Consider the following 25445-nt stretch of genomic DNA (forward strand, 5'->3'; position numbering starts at 1 on the left):
GTCCGAAGGGCTGCTGCGACGGGCGACTTGCGTCCGAAGGGCTGCTGCGACGGGCGACTTGCGTCCGAAGGGCTGCTGCGACGGGCGACAGGCTCGTGCGGCGCCGTTCTTCCGTCTCCACGGCGCGCGGCAGGCGCCCACGACGAACCGATGCTCGACAGCGGTCGTAAGCCCGTACGCACCCCCAAGCGCCTCCCCAGCGGCCCAGGGCACCACCCCAGACACCCCCGGGCGCCCCCCTAAGCGCTCCCCACCCCACCCGCGCGCCCCCATTCAGCCGTACGCGCCCCTTCTCTTTCGGGGGTCTTGCGGTGGCCGGGATGTTCCCTCCGTGGCCCCGGCCGGCCTCACTCCGCGCACCCCTCTCTTCAGGCCACATCCGTACGCCCGTACCCGCGCGGCTCCCCGGGCCCACCGGCCCCGCGTACCGGCCCCCTCCGCCTCCCCACCCGGCCGTACCGGGCGTACGGTCCGCCGTCGCCCGGAGACCCGCGTGGCTCCTACCGGAGTGCGTACTTCCGTCGCGGTGCGGGGTGGCCGTGCCGCCCGGAGGCCGCGGCCCGTACGCCGCCGCTGGTGCGGGCCCGCCGTGGGCCCGCACCCCGCCGGGCGGCCGAGCGCACGCGTACGTCCGTGCGCGCCCCCATGCGCTCTGCCGTCCGCCACGCCGACGGCACCCCGTCACGGGCCCGTGCGCGTCCCGCCCCGCACCCGTCCGCGGCTGCCGTGAGCAGCGGCGTCAGGTAAGACCCTGAGATCATCATTCACCGGTCAGCAAATTATTCGCTTTCATTCGTCCAGGCGAATTGCGACAACGCCGCCACGGCCGCGCTATTTTCGATCTTCGCTGCTTCTTCGCCTGATCTCTGTCCGATCTCCGTCCGTTCTTCGAACGATCTCGGCCGCCACCGGCGAATTCCCTTTGAGGCGCCCTGTTTTGATCCCGTGCCGCTACCTACAATCCGTCCACACCTTTGCTCAGGACGCCTGAGCGTGCATCCGCGCGCCCATGTGCCAAACGTCAAGGAGGACGAATGGCGGGGCCTTACACCCCTCAGTTGCTGGAACACCCCTCTTACCTGGCCGAGCCATCGCTGACGTCGGGCAACCGCGGCATCGTGCTGGTGATCGCCGTCGTGGCGCTCGCGGCACTGGCCGTCGCGGCGGTGCTGGTGCGGCAAGTGCTCGCCGCCGGTGAGGGCACCGACAGCATGAAGAAGATCGCTGCCGCCGTGCAGGAAGGCGCGAATGCCTATCTCGCCCGGCAGTTGCGCACCCTCGGCGTTTTCGCCGTCGTGGTGTTCTTCCTGCTCATGCTGCTCCCCGCGGACAACTGGACGCAGCGCGCCGGGCGCAGCGTCTTCTTCTTGATCGGCGCCGGTTTCTCGGCCGCCACCGGCTATATCGGGATGTGGCTGGCGGTGCGCAGCAATGTGCGGGTCGCCGCCGCGGCCCGGGAAGCCACACCGGGCGAGGGCGAGGCGAAAAAGGATCTCACCGCCGTCGCGCACAAGGCCATGAAGATCGCTTTCCGTACGGGCGGCGTCGTCGGCATGTTCACCGTGGGCCTCGGCCTGCTGGGCGCCTCCTGTGTGGTGCTCGTCTACGCGGTCGACGCCCCCAAGGTCCTGGAGGGCTTCGGCCTCGGCGCCGCGCTGATCGCCATGTTCATGCGGGTCGGCGGCGGCATCTTCACCAAGGCCGCGGATGTCGGCGCCGACCTGGTCGGCAAGGTCGAGCAGGGCATCCCCGAGGACGACCCGCGCAACGCCGCGACCATCGCGGACAACGTGGGCGACAACGTCGGCGACTGCGCCGGCATGGCCGCCGACCTCTTCGAGTCGTACGCCGTGACGCTGGTCGCCGCCCTCATCCTGGGCATGGCCGCCTTCGGCGACTCCGGTCTGGCCTTCCCGCTGCTGGTCCCGGCCATCGGTGTGATCACCGCCATGATCGGCATCTTCGTGGTGGCGCCCCGGCGCTCCGACCGCAGCGGTATGACCGCCATCAACCGCGGCTTCTTCATCTCCGCGGCCATCTCACTGGTCCTGGTGGCCGTCGCCGTCTTCACGTACCTGCCGTCCTCCTACGCCGACCTGTCCGGCGTCTCGGACCCCGCGATCCTCTCCCGCGGCGGTGACCCGCGGACGCTGGCGCTGGTGGCGGTCGCCATCGGCATCGTGCTGGCCGCGCTCATCCAGCAGCTCACCGGCTACTTCACCGAGACCAGCCGGCGGCCCGTACGGGACATCGGCAAGACCTCGCTGACCGGCCCGGCGACGGTGGTGCTCTCCGGGATCTCGGTCGGTCTGGAGTCCGCGGTCTACTCCGCGGTGCTGATCGCCCTGTCCGTGTACGGCGCGTTCCTGCTGGGCGGCACCTCGATCATGCTGGCGCTGTTCGCGGTGGCGCTGGCCGGCACCGGTCTGCTGACCACCGTCGGCGTCATCGTCGCGATGGACACCTTCGGGCCGGTCTCCGACAACGCGCAGGGCATCGCCGAGATGTCCGGCGACGTCACCGGCGACGGCGCGCAGGTCCTCACCGACCTCGACGCCGTCGGCAACACCACCAAGGCCATCACCAAGGGCATCGCCATCGCCACGGCGGTGCTGGCCGCGGCGGCCCTGTTCGGCTCGTACCGCGACGCGATCGCCACGGCCGTACGGGAGGTCGGCGACGCCGCCCGGGGCATGGGCCTGAGCCTGGACATCTCGCAGCCGAACAACCTGGTGGGCCTGGTGCTGGGCGCCTCGGTCGTCTTCCTCTTCTCGGGGCTGGCGATCAACGCGGTGTCCCGGTCGGCCGGCTCGGTCGTCTTCGAGGTGCGCCGGCAGTTCCGCGAGAAGCCCGGGATCATGGACTACACGGAGCAGCCCGAGTACGGGCGGGTCGTGGACATCTGCACCAAGGACGCGCTGCGCGAGCTGGCCACGCCCGGCCTGCTGGCGGTGCTCACGCCGATCGCCGTCGGCTTCTCGCTGGGCGTCGGCGCGCTCGGCTCGTTCCTCGCCGGCGCGATCGGCACCGGCACCCTGATGGCGGTCTTCCTCGCCAACTCCGGCGGCGCCTGGGACAACGCGAAGAAGCTGGTCGAGGACGGCCACCACGGCGGCAAGGGCAGCGAGGCGCACGCCGCGACCGTCATCGGCGACACGGTCGGCGACCCGTTCAAGGACACTGCGGGCCCCGCGATCAACCCGCTGCTGAAGGTCATGAACCTGGTGGCGCTGCTGATCGCGCCGGCCGTCGTGAAGTTCAGCTACGGCGCGGACGAGAACATCGGCGTACGGATCGTGGTCGCCGTCCTGGCCGTCACGGTCATCGTCGGCGCGGTGTACGTCTCCAAGCGCCGCGGCATCGCGGTGGGTGACGAAGACAACAACTCGGGGAAGGTGGCGCAGACCGCCGATCCCGCGGTGGTCTCCTGACGGACCCGGCGTCCGCACCGCTCAACGGGCGGGTGGACGGCGTGCCTTGAGCGCGCCGTCCACCCGCCCCGCCGTGTGCCGGGCCGCGGGCCGGGGCTTGGTGCAAATGGCTGCAATGCGGGTCGTACGGGCCGACCGGCTCGTGGCCGGGGGCCTTCGGACGTGTATGTTCCGGGGCCGAGAGCCATGGAAGGGACCAATCCGGTGAAGAAGACGCTTGTGGCCGCGCTGTCCGGCGGCGCGGCACTGATGCTCGCGCTGACCGGCTGCAGCGACGACGGCAACAAAAAGCTCGACGACTGGGCCAAGAAGTTCTGCGACCCCGCCCAGGCCCAGTTCAAGAAGATCCAGGACGCCAACACGGCCATGCAGACGGCCGACAGCAGCGGCACCGACTCCAAGAAGGTCCAGGAGGCCGACTCCAAGGCCTTCCAGCAGATCTCCGACGCCTACGCGTCGCTGGCCAAGTCGCTGGACCAGGCGGGCGCGCCGCCCGCCGACGGCGGCGAGGAGTCCCAGAAGAACGCCGTCAAGGAACTCAAGGACCTGTCCAAGGGCTACGCCGACCTCAAGAAGCAGGTCGACGGCCTGGACACCGGCGACAAGGGCAAGTTCGCGGACGGCCTGCGGGCGCTGTCGGACGGCATCAACAAGCTCAACAAGAAGAGCGAACAGGCGTTCAAGAAGCTGGAGTCCGGCGACGTCGGCAAGGCGATGGCCGGGCAGCCCGGCTGCCAGAACCAGAAGGCCACGGAGGGCGGCGGGTCGCCCGCGCCGAAGAAGTAGGTAGCTCGGGACGTACGCCGGCCGCGGCGCCGGGCCGACACGCCGTCAGCGGCCTCGGCACGGAGCCGGCCCGCCGCCAGCGGCTGCGTACGGGACCGGCCCACCGTCAGCGGCTTCGGCACGGGCCGACGCGCCGTCAGGCACGCCGAAGCCGCGTCCGGCAGGCCGTCAGGTGCGCCGAGGCCGTGTCCGACACGCCGTCGGCGCGATCCGGCGCCGACGGCGCGGCCGGGCCGTGGCCGTTTGTCAGTGGTTGGCCTGACAATGGGAGGGTGAGTACGCACCTCCCCACCGCTGATCTTCGAGACCCCGATTCCGCCGCCCGCACGGCCCGGCTGCGCGACGCGCTGAGGGCCGCCGGGTTCACCGCCGACGGCCTGCTGGAGCTGCTCGGCGCGCCCGCCTACGCCGCGCTGGCCCGCAGCGAGACCGTCCCCGCGCTCCGCGCCACCCGCGGCGCGGACCCGCTGTCCACCCTGGTGCGGCTGTTCCTGCTCCAGCGCCCGGTGCCGTACGACCGCGCCGCCGCCGCGCTGCCGGTGGCGGACTGCCTCGCCGACGGCTGGCTGGTGCGCGACGGCGACGAGGTCCGGGCGAGCGTGGACGTGCGCCCGTACGGCGGTCCCGAGGGCCAGGACTGGTGGATCGTCTCCGACCTGGGGTGCGCGGTCGGCGGCGCGGGCGGCATCCGGGCCGCCGAGGAGGCCGCGGGCGTGGACCGCGCGCAGCTGGTGCTGGGCGTCGGCGGCGCGTCCACGACCCTCGCGGGCATCACGGTCCGCACCCCCGTCGCCGGCGTCCTCGACCTGGGTACCGGCTCCGGCATCCAGGCCCTGCACGCTTCCCCGTACGCCACCCAGGTCACGGCCACGGACCTGAACCCGCGTGCGTTGCGGATCGCCCGCCTGACGCTGGCCCTGTCCGGGGCGCCCGAGGCGGACCTGCGGGAGGGCTCGCTGTTCGACCCGGTGGGCGAGGAGACGTACGACCTGATCGTCTCCAACCCGCCCTTCGTGATCTCCCCGGGCGCCCGGCTGACCTACCGGGACGGCGGCATGGGCGGTGACGACCTGTGCCGCACCCTCGTCCAGCAGGCGGCGGACCGGCTGAACGACGGCGGGTACTGCCAGCTCCTCGCCAACTGGCAGCACGTCGAGGGCGAGGACTGGCGCGACCGGCTGCGCTCGTGGCTGCCGCGCGGCTGCGACGCCTGGATCGTGCAGCGCGAGGTCCAGGACATCACGCAGTACGCGGAGCTGTGGCTGCGGGACGCCGGCGACCACCGGACGAGCCCGGAGGAGTACGCGGCGCGCTACGACGCCTGGCTGGAGGAGTTCGAGACCCGCAAGACCAAGGCCGTCGGCTTCGGGTGGATCACGCTGCGCAAGTCCGGCGCCGAGGACCCGTCGATCACGATCGAGGAGTGGCCGCACCCGGTCGAGCAGCCGCTCGGCGCCGCGGTCGTCGATCACTTCGCCCGCCAGGACTATCTGCGCGCGACGGACGACGCGGCGCTGCTGGCCGGGCATTTCCGGCTCGCCCCCGAGGTCGTGCAGGAGCAGGTCGGGCTGCCCGGCGCGGAGGACCCGGAGCACGTCGTCCTCCGGCAGAACCGCGGTATGCGGCGCGCCACGAAGGTGGACACGGTCGGTGCGGGTTTCGCCGGGGTGTGCGACGGCTCGCTGCCCGCCGGACGCATCCTGGACGCCATCGCGCAACTGGTCGGCGAGGACCCGGTGTTGCTCCGCGACCGTACGCCCGAAGCCATCCGGATGCTGGTCGGGCAGGGCTTCCTGGAGCCGGTGGCGCAGGGCTGACGGCGAGCGGGGGAGGGGAGGCGGTGACCGGGCCAGGAGGGTGAGCGGGAGGATCGCGGGCGCCGGGCGGGCGGCATTCACCCGCTGTTCGCCGGTGCGCCGTCCGCAGGTGCCACGCTGCCCGCATGGAGAGTGGACCCGAAACGTTCGCCGGTGTGGCCTTCGCGCTGTTCGGCGCCGGCCTGCTGGTGTGGACGGGTGTGTGCGTACGGTCCGGGGAGCCGGTGGCCGACGGGGTGCGCCGGTCGACCGGCACGGCGCTGGCGCTGCTCTTCGGGGTGGTGTTCCTGGCGGTGGGGTGCCGGCTGCTGCTGTAGCGGACCGCCGCTGTGGCCGGCCGTCCGGCGTTCGTGGCGGCGGCCTTGTTCGTTGCGTACTCAACTGCTTTGCATTGCCGCTCCGTTCACCTCCGCCCCAGCCGAAAATCGCCTCGCCGGGGAAGCAACCGGAACGGCCATCTGCCCGTGTTCCTGAGTGAAGGCCATCAACCGGCCCAACAGGGAGGAACACGTCATGAACCGTGCATACCGCCTCGCCGCCGCAGGTGTTCTCAGCGCCGCTCTCGTCGCCGGGACCGCGGCCGCCGCCTCCGCAGCTCCCGCGGCCCCGGTCGCCCACACCGTCGCCGCCAAGGCCCCCCAGAAGGCCACGCTCACCGCCAAGGCGAGCACCGGCACGGTCAAGGCGTGGCAGGAGTTCCGCATCTCCGGCACCTCCACCGGCCTCAAGGCCGGCACCAAGGTCACCGTCCAGCAGAAGCAGGGCGCCAAGTGGGTCTCGCTGCCCGCGAGCGTGAGCGTCGGCAAGACCGGTGCCTACTCGCTCCGCGTGAAGCTGGGCATCAAGGGCGTCAACCAGCTGCGCATGGCCGGCGGCGGCGTGGTCTCGCCGGTGATCACCGTCACGGTGCGCTGAAGCGGACCGTAAGGCCCGGCATTCCGTACGGCCACGGCCCGTACGCCCCGGCTCGGCACCTCCGGAAGGGCCGCGGGCGTACGGGCCGCCCGTATGCCCTCCGGCCGGCGTTCCGGCGCGCCCGGCCCCGCGCGTCAGCCAGTGAGATTGCGCACGAGCATCCACACCGCGGCGGTCCCCAGGACGAGCACGTTGCCGCGCGCCCCGAGGCGGGCCCGGAAGCGGCGCCCGCGCAGCCCCGCGTACAGCCACCGTCCGGTCATGTACGCGGCGGCCGGCACCCCCAGGACCAGCAGGACGGCGTTGTCGTGGCAGGCCGCCACGAGGTCGCCGTGCATCAGGTCGTACGCCATACGTGTCCCACCGCACGCCGGGCACAGCAGCCCGGTCGCCCAGCGGAACGGGCACGGAATCAGCAGATGCCCCGGTTCGTGCGGATTGGTGTGCCATAGATAGACGGCACCGAGGGCTCCGGCGACGAGGGCGACGGCCGCGCGGCGGAGTGTCGCGTTCCGGACGGTGGCAGGGGACGGGACAGGGGCAGGAGGGCCGCCTGCGGGAGGCTCGCCGGGTGCGTTCATCGGGGTGCTCGCGTACCCGGCGACCTGGCGTAGTCGCCCCGATCCGGGACAAAGCAGCCGCCCTGATCCGGGGCGAACATGACCTGCCCGGACGATTGCCCCGCAATCACCGTGGCTCGATCGCGCCCTTCGCCGTATGTCTTCGCCCGCATCCGCCCGCTCCGGCCGCCGGGACCTGCGCCGGGGCGTCCGCGCGACGGCGACGCGCACCGGGGCGCCGGAGGGAACGCGTACGGATGCGTCATCGGTGCGCGGACCCCCGGAGTGCGTGATGAGAACGGATACGGCCACCGTCCATCCTGCCAGCGCCGCGCGGCGGCCAGGAGCCCCACCGGCCTCGGATGCTCCGCCGCGCACCTGTCCCGGGCCGGCCCCGCCGCGGGGCGCGTGTCCGGTCCGGGCGGCATGAAGGCATGTAGTCGGGTTACCGTTCGAGTGGCGTTGCGGGGTTTTTCCGTTTGACATGAGGGCGGGATGTACCGTCACACTCCGCAGCGTCAAGCGTCACCGCAGTGTCCCCCAGAGCTCCGGCCCGGGGGGTTACCCCCAGCGTCGACCGGAGAGAAGAGCGAAGTTGTCCCCGACCAGCGAGACCGCACAGGGCGGCGGCCGCCGACTCGTCATCGTCGAGTCGCCTGCCAAGGCGAAGACGATCAAGGGCTACCTCGGCCCTGGCTACGTGGTCGAGGCCAGCGTCGGGCACATCCGCGACCTCCCCAACGGCGCGGCGGAGGTCCCGGCGAAGTACAAGGGCGAGCCCTGGGCCCGCCTCGGCGTGAACGTCGACGCCGACTTCCAGCCGATCTACGTCGTCAACAGTGACAAGAAGGACCAGGTCAAGAAGCTCAAGGAGCTGCTGGCCGAGTCCGACGAACTCTTCCTCGCCACCGATGAGGACCGCGAGGGCGAGGCCATCGCCTGGCACCTCCAGGAGATCCTCAAGCCCAAGGTCCCGGTCCACCGGATGGTCTTCCACGAGATCACCAAGGAAGCGATCCGGGCCGCCGTCGCCAACCCGCGCGAGCTGAACAAGAAGCTGGTCGACGCCCAGGAGACCCGCCGCATCCTCGACCGCCTCTACGGCTACGAGGTCTCGCCGGTCCTGTGGAAGAAGGTCATGCCCCGGCTGTCGGCCGGCCGCGTGCAGTCGGTGGCCACCCGCCTCGTCGTCGAGCGGGAGCGCGAGCGCATCGCCTTCCGCTCCGCCGAGTACTGGGACCTGACCGGCACCTTCTCCACCGGCCGCGCCGGTGACGCGAGCGACCCGTCCACCCTGGCCGCCCGTCTGTCCACGGTCGACGGCCGCCGCGTCGCCCAGGGCCGCGACTTCGGCCCCAACGGACAGCTGAAGAACAGCGACGTCCTCCACCTGGACGAGGCCAACGCCCGTGCGCTGGCCGCCGCCCTGGAGAACACCGACTTCGCGGTCCGGTCGGTCGAGTCCAAGCCGTACCGCCGCTCGCCGTACGCCCCCTTCCGTACGACCACGCTCCAGCAGGAGGCCAGCCGCAAGCTGGGCTTCGGCGCCAAGGCCACCATGCAGGTGGCGCAGAAGCTGTACGAGAACGGCTTCATCACCTACATGCGTACGGACTCCACGACGCTCTCGGACACCGCGATCTCCGCGGCCCGTGCCCAGGTGACGCAGCTGTACGGCGCCTCCTACCTGCCGGACAAGCCCCGCTCGTACGCGGGCAAGGTCAAGAACGCGCAGGAGGCGCACGAGGCGATCCGGCCTTCGGGTGATCGTTTCCGCACACCGGCGGAGACCGGCCTGACCGGTGATCAGTTCCGGCTGTACGAGCTGATCTGGAAGCGGACCGTCGCCTCCCAGATGAAGGACGCGACCGGCAACTCGGTCACCGTCAAGATCGGCGGCCGGGCGGCCGACGGCCGGGACGCCGAGTTCAGCGCCTCCGGCAAGACCATCACCTTCCACGGCTTCCTCAAGGCGTACGTGGAAGGCGCCGACGACCCGAACGCCGAGCTGGACGACCGCGAGCGGCGGCTGCCGCAGGTCGCCGAGGGCGACCGGCTGTCCGCCACGGAGATCACCGCCGACGGCCATGCCACCAAGCCCCCGGCCCGCTACACCGAGGCGACGCTGGTCAAGGAGCTGGAGGAGCGGGAGATCGGCCGCCCGTCGACCTACGCGTCGATCATCGGCACGATCCTGGACCGCGGCTACGTCTTCAAGAAGGGCACCGCCCTGGTCCCTTCCTTCCTGAGCTTCGCCGTGGTCAACCTCCTGGAGAAGCACTTCGGGCGGCTCGTCGACTACGGCTTCACCGCCAAGATGGAGGACGACCTCGACCGCATCGCGCGGGGCGAGGCCCAGTCCGTGCCGTGGCTGCGCCGCTTCTACTTCGGCGAGGGCGAGGCGGCCGGTGCCGCCTCTGAGGCCGGCAACGGCGACGGCGACCACCTCGGCGGCCTGAAGGAACTGGTCACCGACCTCGGCGCGATCGATGCCCGGGAGATCTCCTCCTTCCCGGTCGGCGACGGCATCATGCTCCGGGTCGGCCGCTACGGCCCGTACGTGGAGCGCGGTGAGAAGGACGCCGAGGGTCACCAGCGCGCCGACGTGCCGGACGACCTCGCGCCCGACGAGCTGACGGTGGAGTACGCCGAGGAACTGCTGGCCAAGCCCAGCGGCGACTTCGAGCTGGGCACGGACCCGGAGACCGGTCACCAGATCGTGGCCAAGGACGGCCGGTACGGCCCGTACGTCACCGAGATCCTGCCCGAGGGCACCCCGAAGACCGGCAAGAACGCGGTCAAGCCGCGCACCGCCTCGCTCTTCAAGTCGATGTCCCTGGACACGGTCACCCTCGACGACGCGCTCAAACTGATGTCGCTGCCGCGCGTCGTGGGCAAGGACCCCGAGGGCGTCGAGATCACCGCGCAGAACGGCCGCTACGGCCCGTACCTGAAGAAGGGCACCGACTCGCGCTCCCTGGAGAGCGAGGACCAGATCTTCAACATCACCCTGGACGAGGCCCTCGCCATCTACGCGCAGCCCAAGCAGCGCGGGCGGGCCGCCGCCAAGCCGCCGCTGAAGGAGCTGGGCACCGACCCGGTCAGCGAGCGTCCGGTGGTCGTCAAGGACGGCCGCTTCGGCCCGTACGTCACCGACGGCGAGACCAACGCGACGCTGCGCCGGGACGACGACGTCGAGACGATCACGCCGGAGCGCGGGTACGAGCTGCTGGCCGAGAAGCGCGCCAAGGGCCCGGCGAAGAAGAAGACCGCCAAGAAGGCCCCGGCCAAGAAGACGACGGCCAAGAAGACCGCCAAGAAGGCCCCGGCCAAGAAGACGGCGGCCAAGAAGACGACGACCGCGAAGAAGACCACGGCGGCCAAGAAGACGACCGCCGCGAAGAAGACGACCGCGGCGGCGGAGAAGGCGGCTGAGAGCGTGGAGAGCTGAGGGGGGGAGCACGTTGGCGTACCGCGTCACCTACACCGTTGAGGCGAAGGCGACCGCTGACGCCATGGCGCCGGAGCGGCGGAACATGCTCGAACGCGGGCTGGCCAAGCTCGCCCTCGACCCGTATCACAAAGCCACGGCACATGTCGGCACGCATGAGGACGACCGCAGGGCACAGGTGGCGCCGGGCCTCCTCATCGAGTACGTCGTCGCACACGGCCTGCTCGTCATCGTCGTGATCGAGATCTTCGACGACATACTGCTGGAGGACTAGGGCGTTTCTTCTGACGCCGCTCCGTGGAGCACGGAGCGGCGTCCGGTGCGTGCCGGGCCTCGTGAGGCCCTGGAGATCCAGCAGAAGTCCGCCGGACCCACCCGTCCGTGTGTTCGGGTGGAAGCTGGACCTGTCATATCCGGCCGATAGGCTGGCGGAATGACGCGTGCCGAGCTCCCTACGGTCGTGACCCCCACATCCGGCGCCCTCGTCGCGGACTCCCGCGAGCGCGCCGTGCGAGCCCTGCTCCGCTTCCCCCCACTGAAGCGGCTGTGGAGCGCACAGTTCGTCGGGGCGATCGGCGATGCCCTTGCCCTGCTGGTGCTCGTACTGCTGACGCTGCAAGCGGCGCTGTACGTACCCTCCGGCGGCCAGGCGGCCTTCGGCGGCGGCTACCGGGGCGCGGCCCTCGCCGTCGCCGCCGTCTTCGCGGCCCGGATGCTGGCCACCCTGCTCTCCGGGGCGGTGCTGCTGGGCCCGCTGTCCGCGCTGACCGCGCCGTCCGGCCCGCTGGACCGGCGCTGGACCATGATCGGCGCGGACGGGGTGCGGCTGGCGCTGCTGGTCGTGGCCCCGCTGTGGATCGACTGGACGCCGGGCAGCGCGCTGATCTGGCTGCTGGTGACGGTCTTCGTCGCCGGCGTGGCCGAACGCTTCTGGACCGTGGCCCGGGAGAGCGCGGCGCCCGGACTGCTGCCGGCGCCTCCCCCGGCCCCGGCCCCGGCCGACCGGGGCGGCTCCCCGGCCGAGGGCCCGGCCGTCCGGCCGCTGCCGGACAACCTGGACGCGCTGCGCCGCCTGTCGCTGCGTACCGCTTTCGTGTCGTTGCCGCTGGCCGCCACCGGGCTGATCGTCGTCACCCTCGTGGCCAAGCTGCTGGCCAACGGCATCGACTGGTTCGCCGACCACCAGGCCGCGCTCGCCTCGTACGTGGCCTCCGGCCTCTTCGCCGCCTCCGTCTCGATCCTGTACTTCCTCGAACTGCCCGGTACGCAGACGCCGCGCCCCCGCTCTCCCCTGGAGGGCCTGCGCCGCCCCAAGACCGACGCGGGTGTCGACCGGGGCCGTACGGGTGCCGTACCGCTGCTGGTGCCGGCCTGCGCGGCGGTGGCCGGCGCGATCGCCGCGGCCGTCTCGGTGGCGGTCCTGCACGCCGGTGACCTCGGTGGCGGGCCGGTCGCCTTCGGACTGCTGGTGCTCGGCCTGAGCGGCGGCCCGGTCGCGGGCATCCGGGGTGCGCGCAAGGTGCTGCCCGCGCTGTCCCGGCGTCGTCTGCTGGCTCTCGCGGTGGCCGTCACCGGCCTGGCCCTGCTGGCGGCCGGGCTGGTCCCGGACACCACGACGGTCGTGCTGCTGATGCTGCTCGCCGGGGTGGCGGCGGGCGTCGCGGCCAACACCGGCCACACGCTCCTGGACCAGGAGACCGAAGAGCCCCGCGCCGCCCGGATGACCGAGCACCTGCACGCGGTCGTCCGGCTCGTCGTCGCGCTGGCCGTCATCGTCGCGCCGCTGCTGGCCGGGGCCATCGGCCCGCACCACCTCGCGGGCGACAAGAACGTCTTCTCGCACGGCGGCGCGGCCTTCACGCTGATGCTGGTCGGCGCGCTGCTGCTGCCGGTCGCCGCGTGGGTGCTCGGAAAGGTCGACGACCGCCAGGGCGTGTCCCTCGGGCGCGACCTGCGCGAGGCGCTGCGCGGCGGCGACCCGGACCAGGCGCCGGCCCCCACCGGCTTCTTCATCGCCCTGGAGGGCGGCGACGGAGCCGGCAAGTCGACGCAGGTCCAGGCGCTGGCCGAGTGGATCCGCGGCAAGGGCCACGAGGTCGTGGTGACCCGCGAGCCGGGCGCCACCGCCATCGGCAAGCGCCTGCGGTCCATCATCCTTGACGTGTCCACCTCGGGCCTGTCGGACCGGGCGGAGGCGCTGATGTTCGCCGCCGACCGCGCCGAGCACGTCAACAGCGTGATCCGCCCGGCGCTGGAGCGTGGCGCCGTCGTCATCACCGACCGGTACATCGACTCCTCCGTCGCCTACCAGGGCGCGGGCCGCAACCTCGCTCCCACCGAGATCGCCCGCATCTCCCGCTGGGCCACCGACGGGCTCGTACCGCATCTGACCGTGCTCCTCGACGTCTCCCCGGAGACCGCCCGCGAGCGCTTCACCGAGGCCCCGGACCGGATGGAGTCCGAGCCCGCCGAGTTCCACCAGCGGGTCCGCTCCGGCTTCCTGACGCTGGCCGCCGCCGACCCGGCGCGCTACCTGGTCGTGGACGCCGGCCAGGACCCGGAGGCCGTCACCACCGTCGTACGGCACCGCCTCGACCAGGTCCTGCCGCTGTCCGAGGCCGAGATCAAGGCCCAGGAGGAGGCGCGCAAGGCCGCCGAGGAGGAGGCCCGGCGCAAGGCCGAGGAAGAGGCCGCGCGCAAGGCCGAGGAGGAGCGCAAGGAGCGCGAGCGGCAGGAGCAGCTCGCCAAGCTGCGCGCCGAGGAGGAAGAGCGCAAGCGCCGCGAGATCGAGGAGGCCAAGGCCCGCGAAGCCGCCCGCCAGGCGGAGGAGGCGCGGCAGCGTGCCGAGGAGGCCCGCAAGGCCGCCGAGGAGGAGCGCCGTCGCCGGGAGGCCGAGGAGCGCGCACGGCAGGCCGAGCAGGAGCGGTTGCGCAAGCGTGCCGAGGAGGAGGCGCGGCTGCGCCGGGAGGCCGAGGAACGCCGCCTGGAGAAGCAGCGCAAGGCCGAGGAGGCCCTGCTGCGCGCGGAACAGGCGAGGCTGGCCGCGGCGGCCGAGGCGGAGGCCAAGGCCAAGGCCGAGGCGGAAGCGCGCGCCAAGGAAGAGGCGGAGGCAGCGCGCCGGGCCGAGGAAGAGGCGGCACGGGCGGCGGAGGCCGCCGAGGCGCCCACGACCGAGACGCCGATGCCCGGGCTGGAGCAGCACGCCCGTACGGAACCGGACGCGTCTCCCTCGTCTCAGTCCCTGCCGCCGTCCTCGTCTCCGTCCTCGTCTCCGTCCTCCTCCTCTGACGCCGAGGAGACCGCCGTCCTGCCGCAGCACCGGGAGGCACCGGGCGCCTCCGACGAGACCGCGGTGCTGCCGCCCGTACGGCCCGAGGCCCACCAGGACTGGCGGGAGCGCGAGCAGGCGCGGCGCGGGGAGGACCCGGCGGAGCGCGTACCGGCGTGGATGTTCCGCAAGGAGGGCGACGGCGGTACGGAGCGGCCGGCTGCCCGTACGGACCGGCGGGACGCCCGTACGGACCCGGGTGCGGCGGGATCGCGCGCCGGCTCCGGCACGTCCGGCGTGGAGCGGACGAGGGAGCTGCCGCAGATCGACCCGGCCACCGGGGAGCCGGTGGAGCCCGCGCCGCGCCGCCGTCCGGCGTGGGCGGAGGAGACCCCGCTGGACGACCTGCCGACGCTGGCCGACGAGCTTCTCGGCCCGCGCGAGGACGAGGACGAGCAGCAGGGACGCGGCCGTCGGGGCCGCCGGGGCTGAGACCGGCGGACCGGTGCGACGGCTGGTGTGATGGCCGGTGCGCCGACTGACGCAACGGCTGACGCGCCGACTGACGCAACGACTGTCGTAACAACCGGTGCGACGGCGGATGAGGTGACCGGAGCGGGCCCCGGCAGCGCGAACGCATCGCGGCGGCCGGGGCCCGCCCGTTGCCCGGGGCGTCCGGGCTGTCAGTGGGAGGCCCCACAATGGAACGAGCGCGGGGCGCGGCGTGACGGCACGGCAGCGCGGGCGGTGCGGTGCCGCGGTGGCGCGCAGCGGCACACCGGGCGCCGCAGGATGCGGCACGACGGCACGGGCAGGACGGACAGGACAGGAACGGCGGGCGGCGACATGGCTGTGTGGGACGACGTGGTCGGGCAGGAACGCCTGACGGAGCAGCTCGCTGCTGCCGCACGCGACGCGGACGCGCTGGTCACCGTCGAGGGCGCGGTCGTGGACGGCACCGACCCGATAGCGCAGTCCGGCACGTCGAAGATGACGCACGCCTGGCTGTTCACCGGCCCGCCCGGCTCCGGCCGCGCCACCGCCGCGCGCGCCTTCGCCGCCGCCCTCCAGTGCGTCAGTCCGGACCGCGCCCTCGGCGGCGTCCCCGGCTGCGGCTTCTGCGAGGGCTGCCACACGAGCCTGGTGGGCACCCACGCCGACGTCGAGATCGTCCGTACGGACCTGCTCTCGATCGGTGTGAAAGAGACCCGCGACCTGGTCCGCCGTTCCTCGATGTCTCCGTCGGGCGGCCGCTGGCAGGTGATCGTCCTGGAGGACGCCGACCGCCTCACCGAGGGCGCGGGCAACGTGCTCCTCAAGGCCGTGGAGGAGCCCGCGCCCCGCACGGTCTGGCTGCTGTGCGCCCCCTCCATCGAGGACGTGCTGCCCACCATCCGCTCCCGCTGCCGGCACGTGACCTTGCGTACGCCGCCGGTCGCCGCCGTCGCCGACGTCCTGATCCGCCGGGACGGCATCGAGCCGGAGGCCGCCGCTGCCGCCGCGCGCGCCACCCAGGGCCACATCGGCCGGGCCCGCCGCCTGGCCACCGACGAGCGGGCCCGCGCCCGCCGCAACGCGGTCCTCAAACTGCCCCTGCGCGTCGACGACATCGGCGGTTGCCTCAAGGGTGCCCAGGAGCTGATCGACGCCGCGACGGAGGACGCCAAGCAGGTCGCCGAGGAGGTGGACACCCGGGAGACGGAGGAGCTGCGCGCCGCGCTCGGCGCCGCCGCCGGCACGGGCGGCCGGCTGCCGCGCGGCACGGCGGGCGCCATGAAGGACCTCCAGGACAAGCAGAAGCGCCGCTCCACCCGTACCCAGCGCGACAGCCTCGACCTGGCCCTGACCGACCTCACCGGCTTCTACCGCGACGTCCTGGCCGTCCAACTGGGCGCCACGGTCCCCCTCGCCAACGACGAGGTCCGCGACAGCATCCGCCGCATCGCGTCCTCCTCCACCCCGGAACGCACCCTTCGCCGGATAGAAGCCGTCATCGCCTGCCGCCAGGCCCTGGACCGCAATGTGGCCCCGCTGCTGGCGGTGGAGGCGATGACGGTGGCGTTGCGGAAGGGGTGAGGGAGCGCTCCGTGAGGGCACGGCCGTACGACGGCCCTGCCCCCTGCCCCCTGCCCTCAGCCCCCTCCGGTTCCCCCTCCCTCCCTCACCCGTACGAGCGCACCCACCCCCACGCTCCGCCTCGGCACGGATACGCTCCGTCCCATACCAGCAGCCGTGGTCGCAGTCACCGTCACGGTCACTGCAAGTGCCACTGCCACTGCACGTTGCCGCTGCCGACGACTCAGGGACCGAGGGACCGCCCATGGCCACCAGCCGCCTGCTCCGCACCGCCGGTACCGTCCTGACGGCCACCGCCCTGTTCCTCTCCGGCTGCTCGTCGGGCAGTCCGTCGCGCGGCGCAGCGGCCTCCGGGCAGTCGACCAACGGCCGTACGGGCTCCCCGGGCGCGGTCCCCGGCGCGGCGACGGCCACCCTCGACCCCCTGCCCACCGCCATCCCCGCGGCCCTCCGCCCGTACTACGAGCAGAAACTCACCTGGCGCGAGTGCGGAGTCGTCGGCTTCGAGTGCACGACGATGCGGGCGCCCCTCGACTACGCGAAACCCAGCGCCGCCACCGACCTGAAACTGGCCGTCTCCCGCAAGAAGGCCACCGGCCCGGGCAGCCGCCTCGGCTCCCTCATGGTCAACCCGGGCGGCCCCGGCGGCTCGGCAATCGACTACCTCCAGCAGTACGCGCCGCAGCCCGAAGCGGTCCGGGCCCGTTACGACATGGTCGCCATGGACCCCCGCGGCGTGGCCCGCAGCGAACCGATCACCTGCCTGTCCGATGCCCAGATGGACGACTTCACCCGCGTCGACCAGACGCCGGACGACGACGCCGAGGCCGACCGCCTCACCACCGCCCTGCGCACCTTCGCCCAGGGCTGCCGGCACCGCTCCGGCGCCCGCCTCGGCCACGTCTCGACCGCCGAATCGGCCCGCGACATGGACGTCCTGCGGGCCGTCCTCGGCGACGACAAGCTCACCTACGTAGGCGCCTCCTACGGCACCTTCCTCGGCGCCACGTACGCCGGCCTCTTCCCCTCCCGCGTCGGCCGCCTCGTCCTCGACGGCGCCATGGACCCGTCCCTGCCCGCCCGAACGATGAACCGCGACCAGACCGCCGGCTTCAACACCGCCTTCACCGCCTTCGCCAAGGACTGCGCCAGACAACGCGGCTGCCCCCTCGGCACCAACGGCCCCGAAGAAGCCGGCCGCCGCCTCACCGCTCTCTTCAAGCAGCTCGACGCCCACCCCGCCCCCACCGGCAGCGCCCGCACCCTCACCGAATCCCTCGCCACCAGCGGGGTGACGGCCGCCATGTACGACGAGGGCGCCTGGCCCGTCCTGCGCGAATACCTCGCCGAGGCCCAGAAGGGCGACGGCCGCGGCCTGCTCGCCCTCTCCGACTCGTACTACGAACGCGACCCGGACGGCACCTACGCCAACCAGATGTTCGCCAACCCCGCCGTGAACTGCCTCGACCTCCCCGGCTCCTTCGCCGGCCCCGACGAGGTACGCGCCGCCCTGCCCGCCTTCCGCGAGGCGTCCCCGGTCTTCGGCGAAAGCTTCGCCTGGGCCGCCCTGAACTGCGCGTACTGGCCGGTCAAGCCCACCGGCGCCCCGCACCGCATCACCGCCGAGGGCGCCGCCCCCATCCTGGTCGTCGGCACCACCCGCGACCCCGCCACCCCCTACCCCTGGGCCCGCTCCCTCGCCGCCCAGCTCTCCTCCGCCACCCTCCTCACCTACGACGGCGACGGCCACACCGCCTACGGCCGCGGCAGCGACTGCATCGACACCGCCATCAACACCTACCTCCTCGAATCCACACCCCCACCCCCCGACAAACACTGCACCTGAACCCCGGACGAAACCCGGTTCGGACCACCCCCAACCGATGTGTAGACTGGGCTCCGCACCACGCCGCCTTAGCTCAGTCGGCCAGAGCGACGCACTCGTAATGCGTAGGTCAAGGGTTCGATTCCCTTAGGCGGCTCAGTTGGAAACCCCAGCTCAGACCTCGTCTGAGCTGGGGTTTTCTCATTCACCGCATACGGAGGCTGAGCGCGTCTCCCACGGCGTGTCGTTCCCGGACAGGCCGCTAGCTGCAGAGGCGTCTGGGCCTCTGGGGCCCGATCAGTGCTGGCGTTTGTCAGCCCTGGATCGGGTGACAGTGGACTTCAGATCGGCGACGGTCAGGAACATGGAGAAGGGCAGCTTGGCGCAGAGGGCGTGACGGCTGTCAGGCTGGTCCGCGGGATCGCGGTGAGCTGAAGGAACGGTAGTTGCCAGGTGACACTGTGGCCCCGCTGGACACCGCCCGTTGCCTCCTTGCTGCCATCCGCCCGGTATCACTCCCGCCGGCACCCGGGGCTCCCTTGGTGCTTACATCGCCCCACCCGCATTCAGGGTCGGTTTCCACTCGCGAGCTCGCGCAGCCTGTCCAGCTCGATCACGCCAGGTCTTTCGTTCTCGTCAAGGTCGACCAATTCTGCTAGTGCCTGTGCGGGAGACAAACCCCGGTCGTAGGCAGAGGCCAGCCGATCGAGCCACGAGAGTGAAGCCTTGTACTTTGCCTCGTCGTCAAGATCCTGTGGTTCGAAGCTCGCGCCGTTCTGAGCATCGGAGACCCAGAGGTACCCAAGCATCCCGTGCTGTTCGTCCCGCACGGGAACGTATTGGACATCACCTTCCACCGAACGCTTGTAGCCGATGCGGCCGAAGCCGGGTGTGTGTCTGAATGCGCTGTACCGGCGGGGAATCTCGAAGCCAGACCACACATCGGACGCGGCGCCGCCTTCATCAAAATAATTGTCGACACCCGTTTCGGTTGGCTTGCCGAAGTATGTGGGATCGTCCGGGTCGGTCTCCGAGTCAAGCGTTTCCGACAGATCACGGAGAGCGGCAGACAGTCGGGGTGCGTTTGCCGCATGGACGGAGGGCTGAGCGCGGCCCTTGAGGTCGTATGGCATCCACGCGTCGGAGGGAGTCTCCAAATCGACGCCGATGTGGTCGAGTAGTACCGAAGCTCCTACTTGGAAGAGCCCGTCTTCACGAAACTCCTCGCCCCCGTCAACGATGACCCCGGCACTGTTGGCATCGGCGTACACGGAGCCGATCTTCCCTGAACGTAGCCCCGCTTTGACCGCGTCGGCCAACTGCTGCGCGGGGTCGGGCCACGTGGCATCGAACCTCAAGTCTCCCCGATACAGGAAAGTGTTCGGCTGCCCGGCTTCATGGACGGACACGGAAACCTCGGGTGCATCGACCGCGAGGCGGTACTTGAGCAGCACGGTGTAGGCGACCAGCAGTTCTCGGAGGCACATGGCGATCTTGTCCTCGCCATGCGCGTCCCGTCCCCAAGTCCAACGAGCGACAGGCGTACTCGTGATCACCGCGTTCCTCCGGGATGGACTTACCGGGGCGTGCCTGCTTGCCCCGAAACGCGCTCGACCGGAAAAGGGTTCCGTGTTTCGCGCGGCGTGCGCTGCGGAGTTCTCCTGCGGGTGCGTTTTCTTCCGATGCTTGAATCGTCGGGGTTGTTCAGTCGAAGAACTGTCGTTCGAATTCCTCTTCGGCCTGGTCCAGTTCCTCTTCGGTCAGGTTGGGAGGGGTGAAATTTCGCTTCCGAGCATGCTCAATGAAGTCATCGGGTGGTCGCACTCCGTACTCCCGTACGAAATAACCCCAGTATGAGGGCCACGTCCATTCTCCGTCGGTGCTGTACCCGAAGGGGGCAACCGGCCCTGCTTCCGGATTCATGGGGTCTTGAATATTGCCAGCGGCGAGAAGAGAGTGAGAGTCGGACAGGTAATTGGCCATAGGCTCACGCAGTGCGGGGTCCAACCGGTCTGCCAGTTGTCTGAGTGATACCTGTTGCGGCAAGGCCTGGTTCTCTGCTTCAACTTCCTCGAAAAAAGGAAGCATCTTCATGGAGATTCGTCCTCCGTTAATCGGCGGCCCACTCGGACCGCTCCAGCTTTTCTGCAGTACCGTCGGGATTGTATCGGTAGAAGTCTCCGGGCAGCTTGCGGACCTGGCTTGGGCGAATCGTGCGGCTCAACTCACGATCGACTCCGAGCCAGCCATGCCGACTACTGTAGAGGTACCCGTCCGGAGCGATAACCGGTGCTTTGATTTTCTGGGCCAGCTGGCGTGCGAAGGTGCCGTCCGTGTGTCCGGTGTTGCAAGAAAGCAGCCGCACCGGCGTTCCTGGCGCGTAGTCGGGGCGCCTGCGGATGATGTTTGCCATCTCTTGGGCGGAAATCTTCCGCCCGTCAGTGGAATGCATGAATGCCTCATGGGGGGTTCCATGGGCTACGACGTCATAGTGGCCCGGCAGCGGGTTCGCTCTGCGGGCATTTTTGTAGAACTGGTCCGTTTCGTGCATGATGGAAAAGCCCGGCCTTTCCTCGCCCAGTGAATGTGTCTGCGGGCTGGGCGTCGGGTTTCCCTTGTCATGAAACCAATCGGCCAGGGCGGTGTCTTCGGGGGACCCGCCCGCCGCATGGTCTCTGGCTGTGGATTCCTCGTGAGGGGGCCCCCAGTCTGCGGCCCCCTCGTGCGAGGCGCTCCCCGTTGCGAGGTCGTCACTGTGGCTGCCCGCGTGCGCAGCAGTATCGGCGGTACCGTCGCCCGCCCGGAGATGGCCCGAGCTTTCAGGGCTGAGATGTGCGACGGCGTCACCACGTCCGCCGACGCCGACCCGTGTCGGTTTTTCCTGGGGGACCGACGCGTTCGTTCGAGACTGATCAGCCTCGTTCGCCGCCTTGGACGGTATGTCCCTCGGCGCCGCTTCGGCATGTTGGTCGATGGTGCCGTCCAGGCGGTAGATGGTGCCGTCCTCGGACAGGAAGCGTGGGGGGCCGTCGGTGGGGAGGCGGACTGTGCCCGGGGGGAGGGGGGTGGTTCCGTGTGGGGGTTTGATGGTGCCGTCGGGGAGGCGGGTGAAGCCGTCCGGGATCTTCTTGCCCGTGGGGAGGTGGATGGTGCCGTCGGCTGCGAGTGTGGCGCCGTCGGGGAGTACGACCACCTCGTCGGGGAGTTTGGGGAGCTCGACGCCGCGCAGGGCCTTGAGGTGGGCCATGACGTCGCCGATCTTCGACACGCCGGTGCCGGCGCCCTTGAAGACGTAGGTCATCGGGTCGATGGCGTGGCCCACCTTGCCGGCGGCCGACAGGGCCTTGGCCGCCGCGCCCGCCTTGCCCGCGCCCGATACGGCGGCGCTGCCGCCACGGGTGAACAGGGCGGTGACGGCATTGAAGGTGACCGCGCCGGCGGCCCGGGAAGGGTTCGAACCCCACTGATCCCAGGCGAGCATCGCCTTGCCGGTCTCGGCCATCGTCTTCCGCGACTCCCGCAGCCAGGAGGGGAGCATGCTGCCGGGGGCGGTCAAGTAGAGGGCGCCCACGCCGGGGATCATGGTGATCGTGAGTCCGGTGGAGAGCTTGGCCAGGTTGCCCCAGGCTTCGCCGGCGGCGTCCCAGCCGTCGAAGCCGACCAGGGTGCCCAGGCCCTTGATGGTGCCCCACACACCGTCGACGATGAAGCCCTTGCCGAAGTCGTAGGCGTGCTCCCACACCTGCCAGAAGGGGACGGACTCCTCGACCGCGTCGCCCCAGGGCAGGCTCTTGGACTGCTTGAGGGCTTCGGCGTCGTAGCCGTACATGTTCTTCTGGTTGGAGCCGTCGTTCACCTTGAGCGGCTTGCCGCCCACCAGGGCGACGATCTTTCCGTGGCAGTCGCGTTCCGCCCGCTGGAAGGCGGTCCAGACCTCGGCGATCTTGTTGCGGCGGGCGAGGTTCTCCTCGGCCAGGTCACCGTCCTCGTTCCAGTCGTCGTCCGCGGCTTTCTCGGTACGGAAACTGGCCGCTTCCTTCTTGAGCTGTTCGAGCTGCGCGACCAGAGGCGTGATCTCGTCGGCATAGGTGCTCAGCGCTTTGGAGATGACCTGCATGTCGCCGCTCAGGTCGTGTGCCTTGCGCGCCACCGGCTCGGTGACTCCGAACAACTGCTCCGCCTCGGGCGCCTTGTAGAAGGCGGCCAGTCCGCCGAAGGACTTGTGGACGTCCGAACCGGCGGTTCCGATCTTGGCGCCGTCCTGGGACAGCGCCTGCACCTGGGTCTGAAGGACACCGAGGTCGCCGGTGTAGACCGGTACCTCGGCCGGATCGACCGGCGCGTCGCTCACTGCTTCCCCCCGAAGTCCTTGAGAGCGTCCAACTGGACGGCGCGGGCCGCGTGCTGCGCGTTCCTGGCTGCCTCCAGGTCTCCCTGGACGTACTCATTGGTGGCTTTGGCCGCGCCCAGGACGGCGGCCTGGACGCGTTCGGCCATCGCCTTGATGTCGTGGCGGCGTGCTGTCGCGTATTCGACCAGCGCGGCGGCCACCGGGCCCGTCGTCCTCTGCGGCAGCATGGCGGGCGACACCGGTCCCACCGGTTTGTAGTCCGTCAGTACCGGCTGTCCGTTCGGCAGCGTCGTGGCGTGCGAGCCCGGCACGGCCGTACCGGCCGCCTGGGCCGCCCTCTGAAGATCCGAGAGCATGGTGTCGAGAGCCTTCACCAGGTCGTCGCCGTGTGTGCCGACGACCTTCAACTGGCCCTGAACGCCCTGCGGCTGAATGTCCCATGACGCCATGAACGCCCCCCTTGCCTGCCGATCCGTGGCGCCGCCACCACTCCCCGTGCGGCACCGTCGCACTACGCCCGTCAACCGGTCGGCGCACCTCGGGGGTGACTGCCACCCCCGGCGCCAAGGTCGGTTTAGCCGATGTTGTCGACCGCGGCCTTGGCCCGTGCGAGCGTCTGGTGCGCGGTGCCGTCGTTTTGCTCCAGTGTCGACTTCAACAGCTGGATGATGCTCCTGACCTCCTGCGACGCGCGGTTCCAGCGCATTTCCTTGCCGTGGTACTCGTCCGCGACGCCGTCCGCCGTGAAGTCGGCCATCGCTGCCTTGACCTGTGCGTCGCGCTCCGCGATCACCTGTTCCAGGCGTGCGATCACCGCCTGGATGTTGCCCTGGGCCTCCGCCGAGGCACCCGTGTCGTACGAACGACGGTCCATACCGCCGGCCATCGCCATCACTCCCCCTGAGATCTGCCTGTTTCCGCGCGTTGCGGGCTGTCAGCGGCCCGAGAAACGGGCCGCGTCGAAGTTCGCCGCCGCCATCTGCGAGCGGGCGTTGTCGGCCTGCTCCTGGTCACCGGAGCTGAAGGCCGTCTCCATCCCTGACTGGCCGCCCACGATCGCGGCCAGCGCGCTGTTCAGCGCCGCCGTGATCTCGTCCGCGCGCGACTTGAACGAGTCGAAGGCCACCTTGCCCGCGCCGTTGAACTTGCTCTCCAACGGCTGTGCCGCCTGGATGAGCTGACGGATCAAGGCGCCCAGTTCCGTACTCGAACCCTGCGACTGCGACCTCAGGGTCGAGAGCGTCTGTGCCCCCATGTCGAACTTCATCGGGCTCCCCCCACCAGACTTGTCGATCGTGTGTACGCATCCCTATCAACCGGGATATCAGTGGTGCAATCCGTATCCCTGATCCTAGGACCAAGGTGTGACAACAGCTCGGTGATGACGGCTGATGACGGCTGATCCGTGTGGCGCGGCCTGTCGCGTACCGGGTACGGAGGTCCCTGCCGGAGCTGTGCGCCGCCTGTGGTCAGGTGCCTTTGAGATGCTGCATCAGCTGCTCGAAGTCCCGCCAGCCCGACAGGTCCGACGGGTCGCCGGGCAGCGGGTAGTACAGCGCGGGACGGGACTTCGGGCCGAGGCGGACGGGCTCCGCGGACAGCGGGGTGCGAAAGGCACGGTCGTCGGGCAGTCGGCGGACCTCCTCCGCGCCGAGCACGAACGCCACCGGAACGCCGGGTCCTTCGAAGCGGGGCGGTACCGCGAGGTCGCGGCGGGCTTTCCGGAGCTGTATGAGCATCGACTGGAGGTGGTGGCGGGTGGCGAGCAGCTCCGCGGTCCCGGGCAGGGACCGCACCGGTGGCTCCTCGTCGGCTTCGTAGCCGAACATCAGCGTGACGTGTTCCTCCACGCCTGCCTTCGTACGGCTGACGCGCACGGTGGCCAGGCCGGGCCGTGCCCGGCTGCCGACCACGACGAGCCAGGTCGGCTCGGGAGTCCTCCCGAAGGCGAGGTCGGTCACCTGGCGCGGGGACCAGGGAAGGTTGGCGGGTTCGGCGGTTCCCCACCCCGCCGGGGGTTCGCCGGTGAGCTCGCGCCATACGGACTCCAGCGCATCGCCGATCACCAGCCGGTCGTCGGCCGGGTGGACGGTACGGAAGGTGACGGCAAGCTGCCGCTCGCCGGTGGGGGCGGTCTCCTGGAAGGAGGCGGCCACCGGGGTGCGCGGGTCGTCGGGGGTCGCGTCGGCCGCCGTCATCGGAGCGAACATCCCGTCCTGCCATCGCAGTACGGCTCCGGACAGGCCGTCGTAATAGCCGTCCCGCTCGTCGCGGACGATCCAACGTGCGGGCCAGGTGCCGAGGTGGTCGCGTGCGGCCGGGGAGAGCGTGGTGCCCGGCGGGCTGACGATCTGGAGGCCCAGCCCGGCTTCGGCCGCCGTCCGGAACGCGTCCGAGAGCCAGGCCGTCATGGCCACGACCGGGCGGTCCTGGATGACGACGGCGACCTTGTCGGTCAGGACGTCGATGGCGGGCCGGCCGGTGTCGGTCGCGGGCGCGACGCTCATGCCTTCGGTGCTCACCACGGCCAGGGAGCCGGCGGCCTCCGGTGGCCAGGCGGAACCGCCGGCCAACGAGGCCAGCCGGGCCGCGAAGGTACCGGCGAGCCGTTCGGCGTCCTCGACGCCGGTGGTGGCACGGGCCTCGGTCCACCAGTAGGGGACCGGCGGCGCGGTCGCGCCGAGCAGCCGCTCGGCCTCCCCCTCGACCTGCACCAGCAGGGGTGCCTCGACGGAGACGAGGGGGCGTCCCGCACCGTCGCAGAGCCGCACCACGGCGTCCTCTCCCGCCGTGTCGACCAGCGTGTCGGGCCCTCCGGAGAGCAGGCCCGCGAGCAGGCTCCAGGGGTCGGGCATGCGGTGCGTGAGGGCGATGACGTCCTTGGTCATGGGTTCGTCCGGTCCTTCGTCGTCCGTGGCGTGGCTGCCGTACGTGGGGTGGCCCGCGTGTGCGGGGGAGTTCCCGG

At 71.0% G+C, this 25445-nt stretch carries 18 protein-coding genes and 1 tRNA gene; 11 read left to right on the top strand and 8 right to left on the bottom strand.

Annotated elements, in window-relative coordinates; all coding sequences use genetic code 11:
- Nucleotides 1-1034 precede the first annotated feature (1034 nt).
- The 5 genes from ACH4FX_RS24335 to ACH4FX_RS24355 all read left to right on the top strand — a co-directional run bounded on the left by ACH4FX_RS24335 (nucleotide 1035) and on the right by ACH4FX_RS24355 (nucleotide 6949).
- Nucleotides 1035-3431 (top strand): sodium-translocating pyrophosphatase, encoded by a 2397-nt coding sequence (locus tag ACH4FX_RS24335; RefSeq protein WP_398482217.1) that lies wholly within the window; start codon nucleotides 1035-1037, stop codon nucleotides 3429-3431.
- 204 nt (nucleotides 3432-3635) lie between these two features.
- Complete coding sequence (locus tag ACH4FX_RS24340) at nucleotides 3636-4217, top strand: small secreted protein (protein WP_398482219.1); 582 nt, start codon at nucleotides 3636-3638, stop codon at nucleotides 4215-4217.
- A gap of 272 nt (nucleotides 4218-4489) precedes the next feature.
- Nucleotides 4490-6034: a methyltransferase gene (locus ACH4FX_RS24345; protein WP_398482221.1), complete on the top strand. Its 1545-nt coding sequence runs from the start codon at nucleotides 4490-4492 to the stop codon at nucleotides 6032-6034.
- 125 nt (nucleotides 6035-6159) lie between these two features.
- Nucleotides 6160-6351, top strand: coding sequence for a hypothetical protein (locus ACH4FX_RS24350; protein ID WP_398482223.1), 192 nt, complete (start codon nucleotides 6160-6162; stop codon nucleotides 6349-6351).
- Between the two features lie 196 nt (nucleotides 6352-6547).
- Nucleotides 6548-6949, top strand: coding sequence for a hypothetical protein (locus ACH4FX_RS24355; protein WP_398482224.1), 402 nt, complete (start codon nucleotides 6548-6550; stop codon nucleotides 6947-6949).
- Between the two features lie 134 nt (nucleotides 6950-7083).
- Here ACH4FX_RS24355 and ACH4FX_RS24360 read toward each other — a convergent pair whose 3' ends face one another.
- Nucleotides 7084-7530 (bottom strand): DUF2752 domain-containing protein, encoded by a 447-nt coding sequence (locus ACH4FX_RS24360; RefSeq protein WP_398482226.1) that lies wholly within the window; start codon nucleotides 7528-7530, stop codon nucleotides 7084-7086.
- Between the two features lie 574 nt (nucleotides 7531-8104).
- Here ACH4FX_RS24360 and topA point away from each other — a divergent pair.
- From topA to ACH4FX_RS24390, 6 genes are all read left to right on the top strand, one after another.
- Nucleotides 8105-10960: a type I DNA topoisomerase gene (gene topA, locus ACH4FX_RS24365; protein WP_398482228.1), complete on the top strand. Its 2856-nt coding sequence runs from the start codon at nucleotides 8105-8107 to the stop codon at nucleotides 10958-10960.
- A 13-nt stretch (nucleotides 10961-10973) separates the two neighbouring features.
- Nucleotides 10974-11234 carry a hypothetical protein gene (locus tag ACH4FX_RS24370; RefSeq protein ID WP_398482230.1) on the top strand — a complete coding sequence of 87 codons (261 nt, stop codon included), beginning with the start codon at nucleotides 10974-10976 and terminating at the stop codon, nucleotides 11232-11234.
- A gap of 159 nt (nucleotides 11235-11393) precedes the next feature.
- A complete protein-coding gene (gene tmk, locus ACH4FX_RS24375) occupies nucleotides 11394-14720 on the top strand; it encodes a dTMP kinase (protein WP_398482231.1) in 3327 nt (1108 codons plus the stop codon).
- Between the two features lie 354 nt (nucleotides 14721-15074).
- Nucleotides 15075-16304, top strand: coding sequence for a DNA polymerase III subunit delta' (locus tag ACH4FX_RS24380; RefSeq protein WP_398482233.1), 1230 nt, complete (start codon nucleotides 15075-15077; stop codon nucleotides 16302-16304).
- A 244-nt stretch (nucleotides 16305-16548) separates the two neighbouring features.
- Nucleotides 16549-18150, top strand: a complete 1602-nt coding sequence (locus tag ACH4FX_RS24385; protein ID WP_398482235.1) for an alpha/beta hydrolase — start codon at nucleotides 16549-16551, stop codon at nucleotides 18148-18150.
- Between the two features lie 62 nt (nucleotides 18151-18212).
- Nucleotides 18213-18286 (top strand) — tRNA-Thr (locus ACH4FX_RS24390).
- Nucleotides 18287-18695: 409 nt separating this feature from the next.
- On the opposite strand, the gene ACH4FX_RS24395 is transcribed toward ACH4FX_RS24390, so the two are convergent.
- The 7 genes from ACH4FX_RS24395 to ACH4FX_RS24425 all read right to left on the bottom strand — a co-directional run bounded on the left by ACH4FX_RS24395 (nucleotide 18696) and on the right by ACH4FX_RS24425 (nucleotide 25368).
- The gene (locus ACH4FX_RS24395) at nucleotides 18696-19685 is read right to left on the bottom strand and encodes a hypothetical protein (protein ID WP_398482237.1); all 990 of its coding nucleotides are present in this window, start codon (nucleotides 19683-19685) and stop codon (nucleotides 18696-18698) included.
- A gap of 148 nt (nucleotides 19686-19833) precedes the next feature.
- Nucleotides 19834-20223, bottom strand: a complete 390-nt coding sequence (locus tag ACH4FX_RS24400; protein ID WP_398482238.1) for a hypothetical protein — start codon at nucleotides 20221-20223, stop codon at nucleotides 19834-19836.
- A gap of 16 nt (nucleotides 20224-20239) precedes the next feature.
- Entirely contained in the window at nucleotides 20240-22480 is a 2241-nt protein-coding gene (locus ACH4FX_RS24405; protein WP_398482240.1) for a hypothetical protein, read from the bottom strand.
- A complete protein-coding gene (locus ACH4FX_RS24410) occupies nucleotides 22477-22929 on the bottom strand; it encodes a DUF6507 family protein (RefSeq protein WP_398482242.1) in 453 nt (150 codons plus the stop codon). Before ACH4FX_RS24410 ends, ACH4FX_RS24405 begins: the two co-directional genes overlap by 4 nt.
- Before the next feature lie 125 nt (nucleotides 22930-23054).
- Nucleotides 23055-23366 carry a pore-forming ESAT-6 family protein gene (locus tag ACH4FX_RS24415; RefSeq protein ID WP_398482458.1) on the bottom strand — a complete coding sequence of 104 codons (312 nt, stop codon included), beginning with the start codon at nucleotides 23364-23366 and terminating at the stop codon, nucleotides 23055-23057.
- Between the two features lie 48 nt (nucleotides 23367-23414).
- Nucleotides 23415-23747: a hypothetical protein gene (locus ACH4FX_RS24420; protein WP_398482244.1), complete on the bottom strand. Its 333-nt coding sequence runs from the start codon at nucleotides 23745-23747 to the stop codon at nucleotides 23415-23417.
- Between the two features lie 202 nt (nucleotides 23748-23949).
- The gene (locus ACH4FX_RS24425; protein WP_398482246.1) at nucleotides 23950-25368 is read right to left on the bottom strand and encodes a DUF6177 family protein; all 1419 of its coding nucleotides are present in this window, start codon (nucleotides 25366-25368) and stop codon (nucleotides 23950-23952) included.
- Between the last annotated feature and the right edge of the window lie 77 nt (nucleotides 25369-25445).

It is taken from the genome of Streptomyces sp. NPDC018019, from assembly GCF_044327805.1.
Taxonomy (GTDB): domain Bacteria; phylum Actinomycetota; class Actinomycetes; order Streptomycetales; family Streptomycetaceae; genus Streptomyces.